Origin of the sequence: Pseudomonas sp. Seg1, assembly GCF_018326005.1 — a bacterium.
In the GTDB taxonomy this organism is placed as follows: domain Bacteria; phylum Pseudomonadota; class Gammaproteobacteria; order Pseudomonadales; family Pseudomonadaceae; genus Aquipseudomonas.
Window position 1 is genome coordinate 1,719,424 of record NZ_AP021903.1, and the last position, 23,858, is coordinate 1,743,281.

The 23,858-nt window shown below is 60.7% G+C and carries 10 protein-coding genes and 1 pseudogene; 4 read left to right on the plus strand and 7 right to left on the minus strand.

What is annotated here, in order from left to right; genetic code table 11:
* Nucleotides 1-42: 42 nt before the first annotated feature.
* The 4 genes from KI231_RS07680 to speB form a co-directional block, all read right to left on the minus strand.
* Entirely contained in the window at nucleotides 43-1,422 is a 1,380-nt protein-coding gene (locus KI231_RS07680; RefSeq protein WP_103306194.1) for a sodium:solute symporter family protein, read from the minus strand.
* Between the two features lie 163 nt (nucleotides 1,423-1,585).
* Nucleotides 1,586-3,088: a purine-cytosine permease family protein gene (locus tag KI231_RS07685; RefSeq protein WP_213027887.1), complete on the minus strand. Its 1,503-nt coding sequence runs from the start codon at nucleotides 3,086-3,088 to the stop codon at nucleotides 1,586-1,588.
* A gap of 55 nt (nucleotides 3,089-3,143) precedes the next feature.
* Entirely contained in the window at nucleotides 3,144-3,566 is a 423-nt protein-coding gene (locus tag KI231_RS07690) for a YybH family protein (RefSeq protein ID WP_213027888.1), read from the minus strand.
* Nucleotides 3,567-3,576: 10 nt separating this feature from the next.
* Entirely contained in the window at nucleotides 3,577-4,527 is a 951-nt protein-coding gene (gene speB, locus KI231_RS07695) for an agmatinase (RefSeq protein ID WP_103306197.1), read from the minus strand.
* Nucleotides 4,528-4,885: 358 nt separating this feature from the next.
* Between speB and KI231_RS07700 the strand changes: the two genes are divergently transcribed.
* Together KI231_RS07700 and KI231_RS07705 are read left to right on the plus strand one after the other, a co-directional pair.
* Nucleotides 4,886-5,779: a LysR family transcriptional regulator gene (locus tag KI231_RS07700; protein ID WP_007956593.1), complete on the plus strand. Its 894-nt coding sequence runs from the start codon at nucleotides 4,886-4,888 to the stop codon at nucleotides 5,777-5,779.
* 18 nt (nucleotides 5,780-5,797) lie between these two features.
* Nucleotides 5,798-6,393: pseudogene (locus tag KI231_RS07705) on the plus strand (tRNA-uridine aminocarboxypropyltransferase).
* A gap of 144 nt (nucleotides 6,394-6,537) precedes the next feature.
* Here the strand turns inward: KI231_RS07705 and KI231_RS07710 are convergent.
* The 3 genes from KI231_RS07710 to KI231_RS07720 all read right to left on the minus strand — a co-directional run bounded on the left by KI231_RS07710 (nucleotide 6,538) and on the right by KI231_RS07720 (nucleotide 11,610).
* Complete coding sequence (locus KI231_RS07710) at nucleotides 6,538-7,911, minus strand: HlyD family type I secretion periplasmic adaptor subunit (protein WP_213027889.1); 1,374 nt, start codon at nucleotides 7,909-7,911, stop codon at nucleotides 6,538-6,540.
* A gap of 9 nt (nucleotides 7,912-7,920) precedes the next feature.
* Nucleotides 7,921-10,080 carry a type I secretion system permease/ATPase gene (locus tag KI231_RS07715; RefSeq protein WP_213027890.1) on the minus strand — a complete coding sequence of 720 codons (2,160 nt, stop codon included), beginning with the start codon at nucleotides 10,078-10,080 and terminating at the stop codon, nucleotides 7,921-7,923.
* 171 nt (nucleotides 10,081-10,251) lie between these two features.
* Nucleotides 10,252-11,610, minus strand: coding sequence for a TolC family outer membrane protein (locus KI231_RS07720; protein WP_038363705.1), 1,359 nt, complete (start codon nucleotides 11,608-11,610; stop codon nucleotides 10,252-10,254).
* 532 nt (nucleotides 11,611-12,142) lie between these two features.
* On the opposite strand from KI231_RS07720, the gene KI231_RS07725 reads away from it, so the two are divergent.
* Both KI231_RS07725 and KI231_RS07730 read left to right on the plus strand, forming a co-directional pair.
* Nucleotides 12,143-21,517 (plus strand): retention module-containing protein, encoded by a 9,375-nt coding sequence (locus KI231_RS07725; protein WP_213027891.1) that lies wholly within the window; start codon nucleotides 12,143-12,145, stop codon nucleotides 21,515-21,517.
* Between the two features lie 321 nt (nucleotides 21,518-21,838).
* The gene (locus KI231_RS07730; RefSeq protein ID WP_213027892.1) at nucleotides 21,839-23,857 is read left to right on the plus strand and encodes a hypothetical protein; all 2,019 of its coding nucleotides are present in this window, start codon (nucleotides 21,839-21,841) and stop codon (nucleotides 23,855-23,857) included.
* Nucleotide 23,858: the final 1 nt, after the last annotated feature.

Genomic DNA, 23,858 nt, shown 5'->3' on the forward strand with positions numbered 1-23,858 from the left:
GCCACACCCGTCGAAGAAAGCATCAAGTCGTTATGTTTCAGCTTAGATCGCGCTGGCCACGGTCGCCGGGCGAGGGGAGACCAGGCTGACCACCACGAAACTCACCAGACCGACAGCCAGGCTGTAGTAGATCGGCGTGTTGGCGTCCAGACCGTCCTTGAACATGAACAGCAGCGCGGTGGCAAAGCCCAGGCCCATGCTGGCGATGGCGCCGGCGGTGGTCGCGCGTTTCCAGAAAATCGCCCCGATCAACGGGATCAGCATGCCGCCGACCAACAGGTTGTAGGCGAGGGTCAGGGCGCTGATCACATCGTTCACCACCAGCGCGATACCCAGCACAACGATGCCGGTCAGCAGGGTGAACAGGCGGTTGATGCCCAGGCTCGACTGTTTGCCGCCACGCAGTTTCGGCAACAGATCTTCAGTCAGGGTGGTGGCAGCGGCGAGCAGGCCGGCGCTGGCGGTGGACATCATTGCCGCGAGTGCCGCAGCGATCACCAGACCACGGATGCCGTCCGGCAGCGACAGTTTGACGATCGCGGCGAAGGCGTTGTTGACGTTGTCCAGATCCGGGATCAGCACGTGCGCGGCCATGCCGATCAGCGCGCAGGCCAGGCCGTAGAGGATGCAGTAGATACCCGCAATGCTGCCGGCGTATTGCGCGACTTTGGCGGTCTTGACGGTGAACACCCGTTGCCAGATGTCCTGACCGATCAGGATGCCGAAGAAGTAGATCATGAAGTAGGTGATGATCGTGTCCCAGCCGATGGTGGTGAAGCTGAAGGCAGTGGCCGGCAGTTTCAGCACCAACTCATCCCAACCGCCAACGCGGTACAGGCAGATCGGCAACAGGATGAACATCAGGCCAACGGTCTTGATGATGAACTGGACGATGTCGGTCAGGGTCAGCGACCACATGCCGCCAATGGCCGAGTAGACCACCACCACACCACCGCCGAGCAACACCGAGATCCAGAACGGCAGGCCGAACAGCACTTGCAGCACGGTGCCGATGGCGAGGATCGAAGTCACGCCGATCATCAGCGCGTAGGCCAGCATGATCGCCGCGCTCGCCGAGCGGGCCATCGGGTTGTAGCGTTTTTCCAGGACCTGGGTAACGGTGTAGATCTTCAGTTTCAGCAGCGGTTTGGCGAGGAACAGGTTCAGCGCGACGATGCCGCAACCGAGTGCCGCGCACAGCCAGAAACCGGAGATGCCGTGCACGTAGCCCAGACGCACGGTGCCGACGGTGGATGCGCCACCGAGCACGGTCGCGGCCATGGTGCCCATATACAGGCTCGGGCCTAGGTTACGACCGGCCACGAGAAAGTCCTCGTTGGTCTTGGCCTTGCGCATGCCGAAGTAGCCGAGCAAGAGCATGCCGGCGGCGTAGATGAGGACGACGAATAAATCCAAAGCCATGATGGCGTGTCTCCGATTGTCTTTTTTATGGTGAAACAAATTTGGTTCAGTGGTGCTGCCCTTTGTAGGCCTTCGCCTGCTCGCGATAGCGGTCTGTCAGTCACATCTTTATTGGATGTGCTGCAGTTATCGCGAGCAGGCTCGCTCCCACCGGGGGGCTGCGTCAGGCGGCCTGACGCAGTTCAGTTTTTTCCACGATTTGGCTGCGGGCATCCTTCGGGCCGAACACGTCGCGCGGTTCCGGGAACAGGCTCAGCAGGGTCAGATACACCACCGAAGCCAGACCCAAAGTCACCGGCAAACTGATGTCGATGCCGCCGGCCATCTCGCCCAGCGGGCCGACGAACTGCCCCGGCAGGTTGACGAAGCACAGGCCGACCGCCGCGCTCGGGATCCATGCACCCAGACCACGCCAGTTCCAGCCGTGGCTGAACCAGTAGCGTCCGCCTTGCTCGCCGCGAGTGAACACTTGCAGGTCATCCGGGCAGTAGAAACCGCGACGCACCAGCAGGCCGATGATCATGATCACCATCCACGGGGTGGTGCAGGTGATGATCAGCACGGCGAAGGTCGACACGCTCTGCACCAGGTTCGCCGCGAAGCGCCCGATGAAGATGAAGGCAATCGACAGCACGCCGATCAGCAAGGTCGCTTTCACGCGCGACAGCACCCGTGGGAACACGCTGGACATGTCGAGCCCGGTGCCATACAGCGAGGTAGTGCCGGTGGACATGCCGCCGATCACCGCAATCAGGCACACCGGCAGGAAGAACCAGCTCGGCGACACCGCCAGCAGACCACCCACGTAGTTGTTCGCCGCGATGTAGTCCGGCGCCTTGATCGCAACGATGGTCGCGGTGGCCAGGCCGAACAGGAACGGGATGAACGTGGCGATCTGCGACAGCACAACCGCCGCCATGATCCGCTGCTTGGAGGTGTCACGCGGGATGTAGCGCGACCAATCGCCGAGGAACGCGCCGAAGGAAATCGGGTTGCTCATCGCTACCAGGGCGGCGCCGATGAACGCGGCCCAGAAACCCGGCTGACCGAGGCTCACCGTGCCGGCGTAGTTGACGTCGAAAGGACCGGCGAAGGCGAAGATGCCCAGCAGGAACAACAGGCTGGCGCTCCACACGGCGATCTTGTTCACCCACAGCAAAAAGCGGAAGCCGTAGATGCACACGGTCAGCACCAGAATCGCGAACAGACCGTAGGCCAGGCCCAGAGTCAGGTCGGTTTCCGGCAGACCGATCAAGCGTTTCGCACCACCGATCAGCGCATCCCCCGAACTCCACACCGAGAGCGAGAAAAACGCGATAGCGGTCAACAGCGACAGGAACGAACCGACGATCCGCCCGTGCACGCCGAAGTGCGCACCGGACGACACGGCATTGTTGGTGCCGTTGAGCGGGCCGAACAGGCCCATCGGTGCGAGGATCAGCGAGCCGAGCAGCACGCCCGCAACAATCGCCCAGACGCCGGCCTGAAACGACAGGCCGAACAGCACCGGGAAACTGCCGAGCACGGCGGTGGCAAAGGTATTCGAGCCGCCGAAGATCATCCGGAACAAGTCCGTCGGGCCTGCGCTGCGTTCGTGGTCCGGGATCTGTTCGACCCCGTGGGTTTCAATTTGCGTAAGGCTTTGGTCGTTGTTGTTGTTATTCATGATCTGCTCCGATCATAAAGGCGCGTTCATCGTGCGTGAACGTCACCTGTCTTGGCTAAGGGGATGGCAGCCCTTCCGGCATTGCGGACAAATGTTCGTGGCAGGCCAGCCAATGGCCTTGTTGTTCTAGGCTCGACGCTTGTTTCTTGAAAACAATCGTCTCGCGCTCCTGGCTGAAGTGTTGCTCCCCTTGCATGCGCAGCTCGGTGGCCACGTCATGGATGAAAATCGCCACGTCACCTTGCAGGCTGACGAAGGCGTTGCTTGAGGTGCAGGAAAGCACCTCGAAGCCATCCTCGGCGCGCCATTTGTCCCACAACGCCTGATAGGCATCGCGCGACAGCAGCGGCTGTTCGAGGGTGTAGAAAACGAAGCTGGCATCGGCGCTGAACGCGCCGAAGTAGGCTTCGCGATCGTTACGGGCGAAGGCGGACACCAGATCGGCGGCGGCCTTCAGAACCTGATCACGTTCGTTCATGACCCGATCCTCAGCGATGGACCACGCCAGGCAGTACGCAGAGCATTTCGTACAGCAGGTTGGCGGCCAGCAGCGAGGTGTTGCCGGTGGTGTCATAAGCGGGCGAGACTTCTACCAGATCGCAACCGATCAGGTCGAGGCCTTGGCAGCCGCGCACGATTTCAATCGCCTGAATGGTCGTCAGACCACCGATTTCCGGGGTGCCGGTGCCTGGCGCCCAGGCCGGGTCGATGCCGTCGATGTCGAAGCTCAGGTACACCGGACCGCCGCCGACTTTCTCGCGCACTTCGGCCATCAGTGGTGCCAGCGATTTGTGCCAGCACTCTTCGGCTTGAACCACGCGGAAGCCCTGATCACGGCTCCAGTTGAAGTCGTCAGCGGTGTAACCCTGCGCACGCAAACCAATTTGCACCACACGGTCGCAGTCCAGCAGGCCTTCTTCGACGGCGCGACGGAAGGTCGTACCGTGGGCGATCTTCTCGCCGAACATGTGATCGTTGACGTCAGCGTGGGCATCGATATGCACCAGACCGACCTTGCCGTGCTTTTTGTGGATCGCACGCAGGATCGGCAGGGTGATGGTGTGGTCGCCACCCAGCGTCATCGGGATCACGTTGTGCTCGAGGATATTGTCGTAGGCTTCTTCGATGATGCGCACGGCGTCGAGCAGGTTGAAGGTGTTGATCGCCACGTCACCGATGTCGGCCACCGACAGCGAGTCGAACGGAGCGGCGCCGGTGGCCATGTTGTACGGGCGGATCATTACCGATTCGGTGCGGATATCGCGTGGCCCGAAGCGGGTGCCGGGGCGCAGCGAAGTACCGATGTCCAGCGGCACGCCAACGAAGGCAGCGTCCAGACCGGCAGCAGTGGGCAGGTGTGGGAGTCGGAGCATGGTGGCGATGCCGCCGAAGCGCGGCATTTCGTTGCCGCCCAGTGGTTGGTGAAGAATCTTGTCCACGGGAAAGGCCTCATCGTCTTTGTTTTATTTATGTCGGCGCACCGTTCAGCACAGGTTCGGACGCCGCTGTGGGGCCGATTCTGCGAAATGTAGTGGAGGGGAAGAATCGCTACGGGCAAATACTTAGTTCAGATTTTTCTAAACTAATGGCGAGGCTGGAGATAGACTTCCCGAACCTGCACCTATACCCCTGTGGCGAGGGGATTTATCCCCGATCGACTGCGCAGCAGTCGTAAATTCGTTGCTCGCGGCATACCTGATGAATCGATTTGCAGGCGTGGGGCGGCTTCGCCACCCATCGGGGATAAATCCCCTCACCACAAAGTCATCAGTGTTCGACAGATGTTTGGAGAGCCGCATGGCCAACGCTTTACCCGACCTGAAACTGTTGCGCATCTTCGTCAGCGTCGTGCGCCATCAGGGTTTCGCCAACGCGCAACAGGAACTCAACCTGTCGACCTCGGCGATCAGCACCTACATGAGCCAGCTCGAAGCCGCGCTCGGTCTGGTGCTGTGCCATCGCGGGCGTGGCGGGTTCAGCCTGACCAGTAAAGGTGAGCTGTTCCATCAGGAAACCCTGCGCCTGCTCGCCGAACTCGAAGGCTTCGAGCAATACGCCGCCGCGCTCAAGGGTGAACTGCGCGGCACGCTCAATCTCGGGGTCATCGACTCCACCGTAAGTGACAAGGCCTTGCCGTTCGCCGAAGCCATCGGCGCCTACAGTCAGGAACATCCGGCGGTGCATTTGCATCTGTCGGTGATGAGCCCGTATGAACTGCAACTCGGCGTGCAGGACAACCGCCTCGATCTGGCCATCGGGGCGTTCTCCACGCGCATGAGCGGTCTGGTCTACATGCCGCTGTACCGCGAGCAGCACTGGCTGTATTGCAGCAGCCGGCACCCGTTGTTCAACGAGCGGCGCATCCCTGAGCAGGTCATCACCCAGCAGCGCATGGTCGGACGCGGTTACTGGAGTCAGGCGGAGTTGGCCCGGCACGGCTTCAAACACAGTGCGGCGACCGTGGAAAGTATGGAGGCGCAGCTGATTCTCGTGCTGTCCGGCGCCTACATCGGTTACCTGCCGGAGCACTACGCTCAAGCCTGGGCGGACAAGGGTGATTTGCGTGTGTTGCTGCCGGCGACCTTCGGTTATCAGGCACCGTTTTCGATGATCATGCGCCGGGGCCGCAGCCGTGAACCGCTGATTCAGACCTTCCGTGATTTGCTCAAAGCCCAGCTCAATCAGGCCTAGCTTGTAGGAACAAGAAGTATGTCCAGACCTCAATGCCCGCGCTGCCTGCGCCCCGAAACCCATTGCCTGTGCGCGCTGATCCCCCGTCTCGACAGCCGCACCCGGGTGTTGCTGTTGCAGCATCCGAGCGAGGTCAGTCATGCGCTCAATACCGCGCGCTTGGCGGCGCTGGGTTTGACCAATGCCGAACTGATTGTCGGCGAGGTGTTCGCGGATTTGCCGGCGCTGCTGAACCGGCCGGGGTATCAGGCGCGGTTGTTGTTTCCGGCGGATGATGCGCAGCCGATGCAGGCGTATGGCGAGTCTGATGAACCGTTGCTGCTGGTGGTGCCCGACGGCACCTGGCGCAAGGCGCGCAAGATGTTGCACCTCAATCCGCTGCTGGCGGCGTTGCCACGGGTGACGCTGGCGCAGGGCGGTGTGTCGCGCTATCGATTGCGCAAGGCGCCGGGGCCGGGGCGTTGTCGACGATCGAGGCGATTGTGCAGGCGCTTGAAACTCTCGAAGCGCCGACTACGTTTGCGCCGTTGCTGAGACCGTTCGAGGCGTTGATCGAGGGGCAGATTGCGGCGATGGGGGAGGAGGTTTTTTTGCGTAATCATGCTGAAAAGTGATCGGTGCCTTTGCAGTCCTCATCGCTGGCAAGCCAGCTCCCACAGGTTCTGAGGTGTTCACAGATTTTGTGTTTGACCCGGATACTGTGGGAGCTGGCTTGCCAGCGATGAGGCCAGTCAATTCACCGCAAAATCCGGATATCGCTACCGTTCACGCATCGCCTCGGTCCGCGCCTTCAGCACCGGTTTCAGCAGATAATCCAGCACACTTTTCTCCCCGGTAATAATGTCCACCGTCGCTACCATTCCCGGAATGATCAGCAGCGGTTTCACATCCCCGCCCAAATGGTTTTTATCGGTTCTCACCTGAATCAGATAGAAGCTGTTGCCCTTGTCATCGGTAATCGTGTCCGCACCGATCAACTCAAGCTTGGCACTCAACCCGCCGTAAATCGTGTAGTCGTAAGCACTGAACTTGACCATGGCTTTCTGGCCCGGATGCAGGAACGCCACATCCTGCGGGCGCACCTTGGCCTCGATCAGCAGGTTGTCTTCAAGCGGCACGATTTCGACCATGTCGCTGCCCGGCTGGACCACGCCGCCGATGGTGTTGACCTTGAGTTGCTTGATCACCCCGTGTACCGGCGACGTCACCGTGGTGCGGCTGACGCGGTCGTCGATGGCGATGCTGCTGGCAGTGATTTTCGACAGGTCCGTGCGTTTCTCATTCAGCTCTTTGGCGGCCTCGGAGCGGAAGGTCTGCTCGGACTCGTCGATCTTGCTGCGGATCTCGGCGATCGCCGATTCGGCCCGGGGAATCGCCAGTGTCGTAGCGTTCAAGGAGCCGCGAATTTCCACCGCGCTACGCTTGAGCCGGAGGATTTCCACCGGGGACACCGCGCCGGTTTTTACCAATGGCTCGGACATGTTCATCTCTTGCTGCAGCAGCGCCAGGCTTGAGCTGAACTGGCCTTGCTTGGAGCGGAATTCAGCCAGTTCCTGAGTCTTCTGGCGCAATTGTTCGCTCAAGGTGCGCTGTTCGCTGGCCAGACGCCGTTGCCGTTGCTCGTACAGCGAGCGCTCGTCTTCTGCCACTTGCGGTGCTTTGGCGATCACTTCATCAGAGAGTTTGAACGGCCGGCCCTCGGCTTCTGCTGACAGCCGTTCGACCTGGGCCGTCAGTGCATAACGATCCGCTTCGCTTTCGCCCTTGTTCGAGCGAAACCGCGTGTCATCCAGGCGCAGCAGGGTGTCGCCCTTGTTCACCATTTGCCCCTCGCGGACAAAGATTTCAGTGACGATCCCGCCCTCAAGATTCTGGATCACCTGGACCTTGCTCGACGGAATCGCCTTGCCTTCGCCCATGGTCACTTCTTCAAGCACCGCGAATTTGGCCCAGACCAGCGCCGAGATCAGTAAGCCCGCTGCCAGCCACACGGTGATCCGCGACCAGCGTGGCGAATCCTGCAACGAGGCGCCGGCGGTTTCCGGCATGAACTCGGCCTCGGCGCTTTTGCCGAAACTGTCGAAGTAGCCGCGTGATTTGGCATTTGAATCAGAGCCGGAAGAAGCAGACATGGGCAACTCCTAAACCGCCGCCGAGCCGACGCGGCCCTTGCGCAGTGCATCGATGACCGCTTCTTTCGGACCGTCAGCGACGACCCGGCCGTTGTCCAGCACCAGCAACCGGTCGACCAGACTCAACATCGAGGTGCGGTGGGTGACCAGCAGCAGGGTTTTGCCTTGTACCCAGTCGTGCAGCTTCTGGCGCAATTGGTCTTCGCTGCTGTTGTCCATGGCGCTGGTGGGTTCGTCGAGCAGCATGATCGGCGGGTCGAGCAACAACGCTCGCGCCAGCAACACGGCCTGGCGTTGTCCGCCGGAGAGCAATTGCCCGCGCTCGCCCACCGGGCGGTCAAAGCCTTGCGGGTGCTGACGGGCGAGTTCGGTGACGCCGGTCAGTTCGGCAACTTCGAGCATGCGTGAGTCGCTGATGTAGCGCGCGCCGAGGGTCAGGTTGTCGCGCAGACTGCCGGCCAACAGTGGCAGATCGTGGGCGACGTAACCGATCTGCTGGCGCAGGTCGGCGACGTCCAGTTGCCGCAGGTCGAGGCCGTCGAGCAGCAATTGGCCTTCTTCCGGTTCATAGAAGCCCATCACCAGCCGCGCCAAAGTACTTTTGCCGGAACCGCTGCGACCGATAATGCCGACCCGTTCGCCAGGTTTCAGACTGAAACTGACATTGCTCAGGGCTGGCGCATTCTGCCCGTTGTAATGAAAGGTCACGCCGTTGACGTCGAGCGCGCCTTGCAGTTGCGTACGTTCCAGCGGCCGCTGTTTGCCGTCGCGCTCTTGCGGCAGAGCCATCAGCGCGTCGGTGCTCTTCATGGTCAGTTGCGCTTGCTGATAACGGGTGATGAGCCCGGCGATCTGCCCCAGCGGCGCGAGCACGCGACTGCCGAGCATGTATGTCGCCACCAGCGCGCCGACGCTGAGGTTGCCGGCGATGATGCTGTAGACCCCGGCAACAATCGTCGCCATCCCGGAAAACTGCTGGATGAACAGCGTGCCGTTGGTGGCCAGCGCCGATAGATTGCGCGCGTGGCTGTCGAGGCGGGTGAGGGCGCCGTGGGTGCTTTCCCATTTGTGCTGGCGCTCGCTTTCGGCGCTGCAAGCCTTGAGGGTTTCCAGACCGCCGAGGGTTTCGATCAGCAAAGCCTGACGTTCGGCGCCGAGGCTCAAACTCTTCTGCACGGTGTCGCGCAGACGCACCTGAATGGCCATGGCAAACATGATCGTGATCGGAAACGCCAGCAGCGGAATCACCACCAGCCAGCCCCCGAGCAGGCCGATCACTACCAGCATCAACACCACGAAGGGCAGGTCGATCAGACTGGTCAGGGTCACCGCCGTGAGGAATTCGCGCAAGCCCTGGAAGTCATGAATGCTCTGGGCGAAACCACCGATGGTCGCCGGCCGCGCCTTCATCGACATGCCGGTGATGCGCTCGAACAATGTCGCGGATAGGATCACATCGGTTTTCTTGCCGGCGGTGTCCAGCAAGTGCGCGCGCACCACCCGCAACACCAGTTCGAAACCGGTGCCGATCAGCAGCCCGATCGACAGCACCCACAGGGTCGAGGTGGCCTGATTCGGCACCACGCGGTCGTAGGTCTGCATGACGAACAGCGGCACCATCAGGCCCAGAAGGTTGATCAGGAAACTGGCAAGGATCGCGTCGCTGTAGAGCCATTTCGACAGCTTCAAAGTGTCGCGAAACCACGCATGCACTCGCGGCACCAGGGGCGAGCGCAGGTCTTCAAGTTCGTGGCGGGGCCGGGCGAACAAGGCCTGGCCACTGTAGTGTTCGCTGAGTTCTTCGCGGCTGACCCATTGCTCGCCGCCATCGGCTTCGCTGGGCAAAATCAGGGCTTTGCCGTCATCGCCAAAACGCCGCAACACGGCGGTGCGGCCGTCGTTGAGCAGTAACAGGATCGGCAGGTTCAGTGGCGAGATATCTTTCAGATCACGACGCAGCAAACGCGCCTGCAACCCGGCCCGGGCGGCGGCGCGGGGCAACAGATCGAGGCTCAGGCGTTGTTTGTTCAGGGGCAGCCCGGCACTCAGGCTGGCGCGACTGACCGTCGCGCCATGGAGTTTGCAGAGGATCAACAGACCGTCGAGTAACGGATCATCGAAGCTCAGCCGCGGATCGACCCCGGAATGGCCGGGTTCCATGCTGGTCATATTGATCGCTCCCCTGTTACCGCTTCATTGGGCTTACTGATCGTTCCCACGCTCTGCGTGGGAATAACTCCAGGGACGCTCTGCGTCCAGTGACGCGGAGCGTCACGGGCTGCATTCCCACGCAGAGCGTGGGAACGATCAGAATCAGCAGCCTTCGGCAGGAGGTCTACGTCATTTCAGCTCGGGCAGGCGCGCCTCGTTTTTCACTTCGGTCGCGGCGATCGCATCGGCAGGCAGCACCACCCGTTGTTTGCTCAGCAACTGGCCCATGTTCGCCAGCACGCGGTACATCGAATATTCCTCGGTGTAGCGGATTTCGGTGTAGCGGCGGTTGGCGTTGTAGAGCTCGTTTTCGCTGTCGAGCAAATCGAGCAGGGTGCGTTGGCCAAGGCCGAACTGATCCTGATACGCGGCGCGTACACGCTTGGTGGTTTCGGCGTATTCGCGGGCGGTCGGGGTCTGTTTTTTCGCGTTGACCATGGCGTTCCAGGCCAGGTGAATGTTCTCGTTCAACTGACGCAAGGCGTTGTTGCGGATGTCCATCGCCTGATTGATCTGGTGCGCATCGGAGGCCAGTCGTGCCTTGTCGCTGCCGCCACGGAACAGGTTGTAGTTCATCACCACACCCACACGCCATTCGTTGTCGTGACCCTCATCGCCTTGCACGTTGTTGTTCGCGCCCACCGCCGCTTCTGCGTCGAAGCGTGGATAGAAAGGTGACTTGGCGACTTCGTACTGGCTCTCGGCCGATTGCACGTCGGCCTGTGCGGATTTCAGATACGGGTTGTTCTCGACCATGCTCTGCTGGGCTTCCGGCAGGGAGGTGGGTAACTCGCCACGGGTCGAGGCCGGGGTTTCCAGCTCATCGGGCATACGCCCGACCACGCTGTAGAAGTTTGATTCGGCATCGGCCAGATCGACTTCGGCGGTGTCGAGGTTGTTCTGTGCCAGCGCTTTACGAGCGACCGACTGATCGGAGTCAGCGGTGCTGCCGACGCCGCGCTCGGTACGCAGGCCGATCTGATCGTTGACGCGCAAGTGCGCCTGCAGGTTGTTCCGGGCCAGCGTCACCAGTTCGCGGCGCTTGAGCACTTCGAGGTAGACCTCGATGGTGCGCAGGGCCAGATCCTGAGCGGTGCCTTGCGCGTAGTACGCGCGCGAATTGGACACGCCTTTGGTCCGTTCGACCTCGTTGGCGGTGTTGAAACCGTCGAAGAGCATTTGCCGCAGACGCAGCTCCGACTGGGTGTAATTGAGAATCTCGGTGTGGTGATTACCGAAGGCCCGGGTGTTGGTGTTGTCGCTGTAGCCGCGACCATAGGCGGCGTTCAAATCGACGGACGGGTAGAAGCCGCCCTTGGCAACTTTGACTTGTTCATCAGCCGACAGGCGTGCATCCACGCGCGAAGCCAGTTCCGGGTGGGTCGCAATCGTGCTTTGGATCGCCTCGGTGAGGTTCATGGCCTGGGCTTGAGAAGTGCAAGCCATGGCCAGCAAAACCGCGCTGCAGAGGGGGGTTAGAACGCGCATGGGTGCATCTCCCTGAGTCCTGATGGTGTGTAACTGTCGCCAAATATTTGACGATATTTTTAGGTGTAGGCGTTTCACTCTTGTAACAACAGAGCTAAGAACATCCTGAAGCGTAGCTAAGAAAAAATTTTCATAAGGCTTATGCCGAAAAAAACTTATGCGCTTTGTAAAAAGCGGCACATTGTTCAGCACGAAAGCCTTTGTTTTATGCGCTTTAGGGAGTGCAAAAAGGCTTGAGGAAAGTTCCACTCACTTTGCGACATACGGCGAAGTACTGCTGAAGGGGAGGGACGCGTAGCGACGGATGAGCGACATTTTTTTGTCACTCGGGTGATTCACCATCGTTACGTAGCGTTAGTGGGCGTGCTGCCTTGAACAGGGTTCGGAAGTGCTTGATAGCACTGAAGTTTCCGTAAGGTGCTACCTGCGAAACGAACTGTCGAGGGTGCGAGCGTCGCCCCCGACAACCCGATTGAGCCATGGGCTGCTTCGCTTACCAGTGCCGACGGTGGTCGGCAGCGGAGGATTTCACATGGCAACGCTCATCGGTACGGTTACTAAAGTCATTGGCCAGGTTTTCGCTCAGTCAGCCGACGGTACAAAACGCGCACTGGTTGAAGGGGATCGCTTGTTTGCGGGCGATCAACTGATCACCGGGGCGGAAGGCGCCGTTGCCGTTCATCTGCAAAATGGCCAGGAATTGACCCTGGGCCGCGACAGCAGCCTGACCATGACCAGCCAGTTGCTGGCCGATCAGGCGGCGCATGTGAACGCGCCCGAAGTGCTGACCCCGAGCGAGGCGCAACTGACCGACGTCGAGCAGATCCAGAAAGCCATCGCCGCCGGTGACGACCCGACCAAATCCGCTGAAGCCACTGCAGCCGGCCCCAATGCACCGGGCGGCGCGCCGGGTGAATTGGGCGGCGGGCACAGTTTCGTTTTACTGACCGAAGTCGGCGGGCGGGTCGATCCGATCATCGGCTTCCCGACTGCCGGGTTCGGCGGTATCCCCGAGTTTCCCGAAGAACGCCACAACGCGGTCATCGACAACGGTGACAACACCGTGCCGGTGGTGCCACCGCCACCGGTCAACAATCTGGTCACCCTCAGCGGCCTTGCCGTGCCCGGCGGCGAGTTGACCCTCAATGAAGCCAATCTGCCTGATGGTTCGGCCGCCAATCCCGGCGCGCTGACCCAAAGCGGCAGCTTCACCGTGTCGGCGCCAGACGGGTTGAGCAGCCTGAGCGTGGGCGGCATCAGCCTGATCAACGCGGGCGTGGCTGTCGGCTTTCCACAATCGATCACCACGCAACTGGGCAACACGCTGACCATCACCGGATACAACCCGGCGACCGGCGTGGTCACTTACAGCTACACCCTCAACGGCAACGAAACCCATGCCGCCGGCGACGGCACGAACAACCTCAGCGAACAGTTCACGGTGATTGCCGGCGACAGCAACGGCGACAGCGCCACTGGCACGCTCGACGTCAACATCACCGACGACGTACCGAAAGCGGTGGATGACAGCAACACCTCGACAGCCTCGGAAACCTTGCTGACGCTGACCGGTAATGTCCTGACCAACGATGTACAAGGCGCCGACCGTGTGGCCACCGGCCCGGTTACGCCCGGCACGTTCACCGGGACTTACGGCACTTTGGTGTTGAACGCCAACGGCACTTACACCTACACGCTGAACACCAGCGACGCGGATTTCAAAGCCTTGCACGGTGGTGGCGACGGCACGGAAACCTTCGCCTACACCATCACCGATTCCGACGGCGACACCAGCACCGCGAACCTGGTTTTGCAGATTCACAACAACGATGATCCGGTGGTCATCAACGGCTTGAACGTCGAGGGCGGGGAACTGACGGTTTACGAGAAAAATCTCAGCGACGGCAGCGCGCCTGATGCAACCGCACTGACGCAAAACGGCACGTTCACCATCACGGCACTGGACGGTGTCACCACCCTGACGGTGGGCGGCATTGCCGTGGTCACCAACGGCGTGGCAGCAGGCTTCCCGCAATCGGTCACCACACCGCTGGGCAGCACGCTGACCATCACCGGATTCAACGCCACTACCGGCGTGGTCAGCTACAGCTACACCCTGGTCGACAACGAAGCGCACCCGACCGCCAACGGCGCCAATACACTGCCTGAGCAGTTCGCGGTCACTGTGGTCGATGACAACGGCACCACCGCCAATGCCACCCTCGATGTAAACATCATCGACGACCTGCCAAAAGCCGTGGACGACAGCAACACCACCACCGCTTCGGAAACTCAACTGACACTGACCGGCAACGTCCTGACCAACGACGTGCAAGGCGCCGACCGTGTGCCGACGGGTGAAAATGCCGGACCGATCACGGCGGGTACTTTTACTGGCACTTACGGCACGCTGGTGCTGAATGCCGACGGCACTTACACCTACACGCTGAATCCGACCGATGCCGATTTCAAAAACCTGCACGGCGGTGGCAACGGTACTGAAACCTTCACCTACACCATCACTGATTCGGACGGCGATACCAGCACCGCGAATCTCGTCTTGCAGATCCACAACAACGACGACCCGGTGATCATCAACGGCTTGAACGTCGAGGGCGGTGAGCTGACGGTTTATGAGAAAAACCTCAGCGATGGCAGCGCACCGGACTCCGCTGCGCTGACTCAGAACGGTACCTTCACGATCACCGCGCTGGACGGTGTCACCACGCTGACCGTCGGCGGCATTGCCGTCGTCACCAACGGCGTGGCAGCAGGCTTCCCGCAATCAGTCACCACACCGCTGGGCAGCACGCTGACCATCACCGGTTTCAACGCCACAACTGGTGTTGTCAGCTACAGCTACACCTTGGTCGACAACGAAGCGCATCCAACCGCCAACGGCGCGAACAACCTGCCTGAGCAGTTCGCCGTCACCGTGGTTGATGACAACGGCACCACCGCCAACGCGACCCTCGATGTAAACATCATCGATGACCTGCCAAAAGCCGTGGACGACAGCAACACCGCCACTGCTTCGGAAACTCAACTGACGCTGACCGGCAACGTGTTGACCAACGACGTGCAAGGCGCCGACCGTGTGCCGACGGGTGAAAATGCCGGGCCGATCACGGCGGGTACTTTTACCGGCACGTACGGCACGCTGGTGCTGAACGCCAACGGCACTTACACCTACACGCTGAATCCGACCGATGCCGATTTCAAAAACCTGCACGGCGGTGGCAACGGGACCGAAACCTTCACCTACACCATCACCGATTCCGACGGCGACACCAGCACCGCCAACCTCGTCTTGCAGATCCACAACAACGACGATCCGGTGGTCATCAGCGGTCTCGATGTGAATGGCGGCGAACTGACGGTTTACGAGAAAAACCTCAGCGACGGCAGCGCACCGGACTCCGCTGCGCTGACTCAGAACGGCACGTTCACCATCACCGCGCTCGATGGCGTCACCACGCTTACCGTCGGCGGCATCGCCGTCGTCACCAATGGCGTCGCCGCAGGCTTCCCGCAATCAGTCACCACACCGCTGGGCAGCACGCTGACCATCACCGGTTTCAACGCAGCAACCGGCGTGGTCAGCTACAGCTACACCCTGGTCGACAACGAAGCGCACCCAACCGCCAACGGCGCGAACAACCTGCCTGAGCAGTTCGCCGTCACCGTGGTCGACGACAACGGCACAACCGCCAACGCGACCCTCGATGTGAACATCATCGATGACCTGCCAAAAGCCGTGGACGACAACAACACCACCACCGCTTCGGAAAGCCAACTGACACTGACCGGCAACGTATTGACCAACGACGTGCAAGGCGCCGACCGCGTAACTACCGGGCCGGTCACCGCCGGCACTTTCACCGGGACCTACGGCACCTTGCAACTCAATGCCAACGGCACTTACACCTACACGTTGAACACCAACGACGCCGACTTCAAAAACCTGCACGGCGGTGGCAACGGGACCGAAACCTTCACCTACACCATCACCGATTCCGACGGCGACACCAGCACCGCCAACCTCGTCTTGCAGATCCACAACAACGACGATCCGGTGGTCATCAGCGGCCTCGATGTGAATGGCGGCGAACTGACGGTTTACGAGAAAAATCTCAGTGACGGCAGCGCACCGGACTCCGCTGCGCTGACTCAGAACGGCACGTTCACCATCACCGCGCTCGATGGCGTCACCACGCTTACCGTCGGCGGCATCGCCGTCGTCACCAATGGCGTCGCCGCAGGCTTCCCGCAATCAGTCACCACACCGCTGGGCAGCACGCTGACCATCACCGGTTTCAACGCAGCAACCGGCGTGGTCAGCTACAGCTACACCCTGGTCGACAACGAAGCGCACCCAACCGCCAACGGCGCGAACAACCTGCCTGAGCAGTTCGCCGTCACCGTGGTCGACGACAACGGCACAACCGCCAACGCGACCCTCGATGTGAACATCATCGATGACCTGCCAAAAGCCGTGGACGACAACAACACCACCACCGCTTCGGAAAGCCAACTGACACTGACCGGCAACGTATTGACCAACGACGTGCAAGGCGCCGACCGCGTAACTACCGGGCCGGTCACCGCCGGCACTTTCACCGGGACCTACGGCACCTTGCAACTCAATGCCAACGGCACTTACACCTACACGTTGAACACCAACGACGCCGACTTCAAAAACCTGCACGGCGGTGGCAACGGGACCGAAACCTTCACCTACACCATCACCGATTCCGACGGCGATACCAGCACCGCGAACCTCGTCTTGCAGATCCACAACAACGACGATCCAGTGGTCATCAGCGGTCTCGATGTGAATGGCGGCGAACTGACGGTTTACGAGAAAAATCTCAGTGACGGCACCAGTCCCGATGCGCCGGCACTGACCCAGAGCGGCACCTTCACCGTGACCGCCCTCGATGGCCTGCAAACCCTGACCGTGGGCGGTATTGCCGTGGTGACCGGCGGCGTCGCCGCAGGCTTTCCGCAATCGATCGTCACGCCACTCGGCAGTACGTTGACCATCACCGGTTACAACGCAACCACCGGTGTGGTCAGCTACAGCTACACCCTGGTCGACAACGAAACCCATCCGAACGCCAACGGTGCCAACAGCATTACCGAGAACTTCAATGTCGTCGCCACGGACACCGACGGCAGCACGGCCAGCGGCCAGATCAACGTCAATATCGTCGATGACCTGCCCAGCGCTCATCCCGACGCAGCCTCGGTGGCGGAGGGCGGTACGGTCAGCGGCAACGTGCTCGACAATGACATCGGCGGCGCTGACGGCCCGGCCGCGACTGGCGCAGTAGTGGGCGTCCGCGCCGGTGCCGACACTTCGACTTCCGCCATCGGGGGCCTGAACGCGCAAATCAACGGCACCTACGGCTACCTGACCCTCGACGCCAACGGCAACGCGGTTTATCACAGCAATCCGAACACCGTGAACGGCCCGGGCGCGGTGGACGTATTCACCTACACCGTGCGCGATTCTGACGGTGATGAGAGCACCACCACCATCACCATCGATGTCGCCAACAGCAAGCTGTACGCGACAAGCGACACCGACGTCACCGTCTACGAAAAAGCGCTCGACCTGACCAAGGACGGCGCCGATCTGGCCCCTGGTACGGTCACCGGCAGCGATCCGAGCAATACCGGCGAAACCGCGTCCGGCACGCTGGTCGGCTCGGTCACCGGCGCCGTCGGTGCGATCAGTTATGCGCTGGTCGGCAGTGCCACCGGCAACTATGGGCAGATCGTCCTCAACCCCAACGGCACCTACACCTACACCCTGACATCGCCGGCGACCACCACGCCGCACGCCGACGACGGGGCCAACACCCTGACCGAAACCTTTACCTATCAGGCCACCGATTCGCTGGGCAACGTCGTCACCAGCACCATCGTCGTCAGCATCGTCGATGACGTGCCGAAAGCGGTAAATGACAGCAACGCCAGCACCGCCTCGGAAAGCCAACTGACGCTGACCGGCAACGTGCTGACCAATGACGTGCAAGGCGCCGATGTCATCGCGACCGGTCCGAATGCCGGTCCGATCACGCCCGCCACGATCGTCGGGACCTACGGCACCCTGGTACTCAACGCCAACGGCACTTACACCTACACGCTGGATACCAGCGACGCCGACTTCAAAAATCTGCACGGCGGTGGCAACGGCACCGAGACCTTCACCTACACCCTGACCGATGCCGACGGCGACACCAGCACCGCCAACCTGGTGCTGAACATCCACAACAACGACGATCCGGTGGTGCTCAACGGCCTTGACGTCAATGGCGGCGAACTCACCGTTTACGAGAAAAACCTCAGCGACGGCACCAGCCCCAACGCACCGGCCCTGACCCAGAGCGGCACCTTTACCGTCACCGCCCTCGATGGTCTGCAAACCCTCACCGTCGGTGGCATTGCCGTGGTCACTAACGGCGTGGCCGCAGGCTTCCCGCAATCGGTCGTCTCGCCGCTGGGCAGCACGTTCACCATCACCGGTTACAACCCGGCGACCGGCGTGGTCAGCTACAGCTACACATTGGTGGATAACGAAACCCACCCGAACGCCAACGGTGCCAACAGCCTCACCGAGAACTTCAACGTGGTGGCGACCGACACCGACGGCAGCACCGCCAGCGGCCAGATCAACGTCAACATCATCGATGATCTCCCCACCGCCAGAGCCGACACCGGCTCGGTGGCGGAGGGTGGCACGGTCAACATCAGCGTGCTCGGCAACGACGTCACCGGCGCCGATGGTGCTGCGGCGGGCGGAGCCGTGGTGGGCGTGCGCGCCGGCAGCAACACCGCAACGTCGGCAATCGGCGGCCTCAACAGCAACATCAACGGCGCCTTCGGATACCTGACCCTCGATGCGGCAGGCAACGCCGTCTACCACAGCAACCCGAACTCGGTGAGTCCACCCGGCGCCACCGATACATTCACCTACACCATCCGCGACAGTGACGGCGACGAAAGCACCACGACCATCACCATCAATGTCGCCGACAGCAAACTGGTGGCCTCGGTCGATCAGGACGTGACGGTCTACGAAAAAGCCCTCGACCTGACCAAGGACGGCGCGGATCTGGCCCCCGGCACGGTCACCGGCAGCGACCCGACCAACACCGGCGAAACCGCCACCGGTACCCTGGTCGGCGCGGTCACCGGCGGCACGGGCGCGATCACCTATACGCTGGTCGGCAGCGCCACCGGCACTTACGGACAGATCCAGCTCAACGCTGACGGCACCTACACCTACACGCTGACCTCGGCACCGAAAACCACGCCGAATGCCAACGACGGGGCGAATACCCTGAGCGAAAGCTTCACCTACAAAGCCACCGATGCGTTGGGCAACAGCACCACCAGCACCCTCGTCGTCAACATCGTCGACGACGTGCCCAAAGCCGTGGCGTCGGATCGTTCGGTGGCGGCAGTGGAGATCGATTCCAACCTGCTGATCGTTCTCGACATCTCGGGCAGTATGGCCGACGCCTCTGGCGTGCCCGGCTTGTCGCGGCTGGCGCTGGCCAAGCAGGCGATCAGTGCCTTGCTCGACAAGTACGATGATCTTGGCGATGTGAAAGTGCAGCTCGTTACCTTCAGCAGCAACGCTACCGACCGCACCTCGGTGTGGGTCGATGTGGCCACGGCGAAAACCATTCTCGCCGGCCTCACGGCGGGTGGCGGCACCAACTACGACGCGGCCGTGGCGGTGATGCAGACCGCGTTCAACACCTCGGGCAAACTCACCGGGGCGCAGAACGTCGGCTACTTCTTCTCCGACGGCAAACCCAACGAGGGCGACATCAACGCTGCCGACGAAGCGGCGCTGAAAAACTTCCTCGATGCCAACAACATCAAGAACTACGCGATCGGCCTGGGCAGTGGCGTGAGCAACGCCAACCTCGATCCGCTGGCGTATGACGGCATCACCCACACCAATACCAACGCGGTGGTGGTGACGGATCTCAACCAGCTCAACTCGGTGCTGTCCGGCACCGTGGAAGGCGCGCCGGTTACCGGTTCGTTGCTGGGAGAGGGCGGTACGTTCGGCGCCGATGGCGGCTTCATCAAATCCATCGTCATTGACGGCACCACGTACACCTACGATCCAAAAGCCAATGGCGGACAGGGCTCGCTGGTCGCCAGCGGCGGCACCAACCATGGCACCTTCAACACCGTGAACAACACGCTGAGCATCGCCACCAACAACAGCGGCACGCTGGTGATCAACCTCGACACCGGTGACTACAGCTACACCTCGCAGAAAACCACCGCGGTGGTGATCACCGAAAACATCGGTTTCACCCTCAGCGACAACGACGGCGACCTCGCCAGCTCGACGCTGACGGTGAAAGTGATCCCCAACGCGCCTCCGGTGGCGGCGGACGACCACATCATCACTAACGTGCTGTCGAGCAACATCGTGGTGCCGGGTGAGCTGTTGCTGGCCAACGACACTGATCCGAATGGCGACACGCTCAACGCCACGCCAACCAGTTTCAATACCGGTTGGGTGGCGAAGGGCGCGGACTTCACCGGCAGTGGTGCGATCACCTTCAACGGCACCGGGAATACGGCCGCCAACCAGAGCCTGGCGGATGTGCGCAATGCGTTTGCCGCCAACACTGCAGCGATGACCGCCGTGCTGGTGGTCAGCGGTTACCTCGGCGCGGTGACCAACGCCAATGCCAACGATGAAGACCTGATCACCGTCAAACTGAAACAGGGCGAAACTCTCAACCTCGATCACAACCTGGCGGCCGGGCACATCACCATGGAGTACTCGCTCAACGGCGGAGCGTTCGTCGGCATCGCCGATGGCGGCACCATCACCGCCAGCGCCGACGGCACGTATCAGATCCACGTGACCAACATCACCAACACCAGCGGCAGTAACACCAACGCTGCGGAAAACTACCAACTGACCATGACGGTCAACTACGCCGGGGCCCACGACATCACCCCGGACTTCAACGGTACCTACACCGCCAACGACAACCACGGCGGCAGCGATACCGCTGCTGTGACCATTACTTATCAGGATGGCCACACCCTCACGGGCACTGCCGGGGATGACATTCTGGTGGCCGGCACCGGCGACAACATCCTCAACGGTGGCGATGGCAATGACGTGCTCACCGCAGGCTCGGGCAACAACGAAATGCACGGCGGCGCTGGTAATGACTTGCTCTACAGCGGCCCGGGCAACGACTTGCTTGACGGTGGCACGGGTATCGACACCGCAAGCTACGCCCACGCCACGGCTGGCGTGACGGTCAACCTCGGCCTGCTCGGCGCGCAAAACACCGTCGGCGCAGGGACGGACACCCTGACCGCTATCGAAAATCTCGTCGGTTCGAACTTCAACGACACCCTGACCGGCGACAACAATAACAACGTGATCAACGGCGGCCTGGGCAACGACATCCTCAACGGTGGCGGCGGCGATGACCTGCTGATCGGCGGCATGGGCAACAACACGATGACGGGCGGCGCAGGGGCCGACACCTTCCAGTGGCTCAAAGGCAACAGCGGCCACGACCTGATCACCGACTTCACCCCCGGCACCGACAAGCTCGACCTGTCGCAACTGCTGCAAGGTGAAAACGGCACCACGGCGTCGCTGGATGACTACCTGCACTTCACCGTCACCGGCAGCGGCGCGTCGGTGCTCACCAGCATCGATGTCAGCGCCATGGCCGGTGCCACGCCGAACCAGACCATCGATCTGGCCGGCGTCAACCTCGCCAGCCACTACGGCGTCACGCCGGGAGCGGGTGGCGTGGTTGCCGGTGGACATGACACGGCGACGATCATCAGCGGCATGTTGAATGATCATTCATTGAAGGTGGACACCGTCTGATCGAGGCCTGAAACGACAAAACCCGTCGCCCCCGTTGAAGGGGCGGCGGGTTTTTTCTGCCTGATGGAAATGCGTTGCCTGTTCGCCAGTCTGCGCGAGCTGCTCCCACAGGTACGGTGGTGTGACAGAGGTTTGTGATCGACACAGATCCCTGTGGGCGGAGGACTTGCTCCCGAGAGCTTCAGCAACCACGGTCGAGGGCGCGATCGGTTAAACGCTGTCGTCTATCGGGTGTAGGCCTGCTAATCGGGATTTTCTCCGACGAACGGTAGCAATACCTGTAATTTCTGACAGTTGTCGCTTTTGAGTGATGCGCGCTAAATGAAGCCATTCAACACACGCCTGCCGCAGTTCGACAATGTGCGCAACGCGGGCTCCAACACTCGTCAGGGATTACGTGCGATGTCTGCCACCAATACGCCGAACGATCAAATCACTCCTCAGGGCGAGCCGCTCGCCGATATTCCAGCACCCAAAGTACCTTCGGTGCTGGACCCGGAAGATCCTGCGGGACTGCTTCCTCTGCGCGCGCTGGGGCAGCCTCTGCAGGTCACGTTCGAAGGCGTGGATTTCACCACGGTTCCCAATCGTACCGACAAAGTGGAACTGAGCTTCAGAACGCGCGGCGCAGCCTTTGTTCCGGTGGATTTTCGCGAGTACCCATCCAATGTCCCGGTGCAGCAGCCGCAGACTCTTAGCGTACCGAAAGATCTTTTAAGCCATGGGGTCTATGACGTATCCATTCGCTTTTACCCCAGCGGATCTGAGGCCAACGCTTCGGAATCCTTAAAAAAACAGATCACCATCGACACCTACAAGCCCAATTTCGGCAACCAGCCCGATGCGGTCATTTTTCCTGACGAGCTGAACGGTGTCATCACAGAAAGCTATTTGACGCAGCACGGGCAGGTCATCGTCGAAGTACCGTTTTACATCGATGTAGCACCGGGCGATCGAGCCGTCTATTTCTGGACGGACAAGGAAGATCCGTCCGACAGCGAAGTCGAGATCCGCGAACAGGAGTTCAGCGCTCAGGACATTATCGACAAACGTCTGTTGATCACTGTGTATGCCGACGAGATCCGCCCTTGGGGGCACGGTGATCGTTTTATGTATTACCGGCTCAGGGATCGTGCGGGCAATATCGGGCCCAACGCCAAGCGAGCGAAAATCTTTGTCGACCTGTCGCCGCTGCCAGGCAATCTGCCTCCTCCTCGCGTGATATTGACGCGTAATCTGCTTGATCGGCAGCAGGCTCGTGAAAGCGTCCAGGTACTGATAGATCCTTATGATTTTCCGGATGCTACCCATCGGGTTGCAATCGACTGGGACGGAACAACGCTGGCAGAAATTCCGGTCGATCCGACGGACTTCCCGCTGCAAACCACTGTTCCGTGGACGGCGCTGCATGCGCGTGGCGATGGTCCGTCACGGCCCAAAGTGAGTTATCGCATTCGTCTGGCAGATGGCAGCTACACTGCGCCTTCCTCCGACATTTCTGTCGCGTTGAATTTGACCATTGCCGGTCAGGATCATGTGCACGCCCCGGCGTTGCTCAATGAAACCCTGGCTAAAGTGGAAATTCGCGGGCAGAAGTCTGATCTTCCCGACAAGCTACGCAGTATTGATTTCGGCTTGCCGGCGCGAGCGATATTGACGCTCTACGACAATCCTCAGCCCTTTGAGGAAATAGACGTGTACTGGGGGCAGATTCCGACGCCGGTTGCCACGTACACGGTGCAAGCCAGTGATGGCGCCGGCACGCCCATCGAGGTGGAGATTCCCTGGCAGTACATTCAGCCAGACCTGCAGAATCCGAAGTTACCGGTTTACTACGTTACCCGTAATGGGGTGAATGACCAGCATGCTCGAAAGACTGAGGTAGAGGTGGCGATCGTCGTCATCGAAAATCTCGACGAGCCGACATTCCCCCATGCCGGAAAACAAGTCGAATTGCACTGTTGCTCCAAACCTCGTTTGTGGGAAGGCGTCACCGTACATATTCCGGCCAACCCGCTCTTTGCAGAGAAGGATGAAGTTATTGTGCATTGGCAGGGGTGTCTGGGACCGAACGGGACTAATCCTATTGTCGATGCCTATGACGAATTGCCAAAACAAATCGAGTTGGCGGATATCCAAAATGGCTTTGATCTGGTCGTCACTGATTACGAACGGCTTATAGCACCCATGGTGAATAATGCTTCTGCACTTGTTTATTATGTGTTGTATAAACAGGACGGCACGATTGGCAGGTCACGACCTGAATTTGTAATTATCAATAGAACCATGCCTAGCGGCATAGTCTGTTCGCCGATGAATGAGGTTTATTGCCCGGAATAAG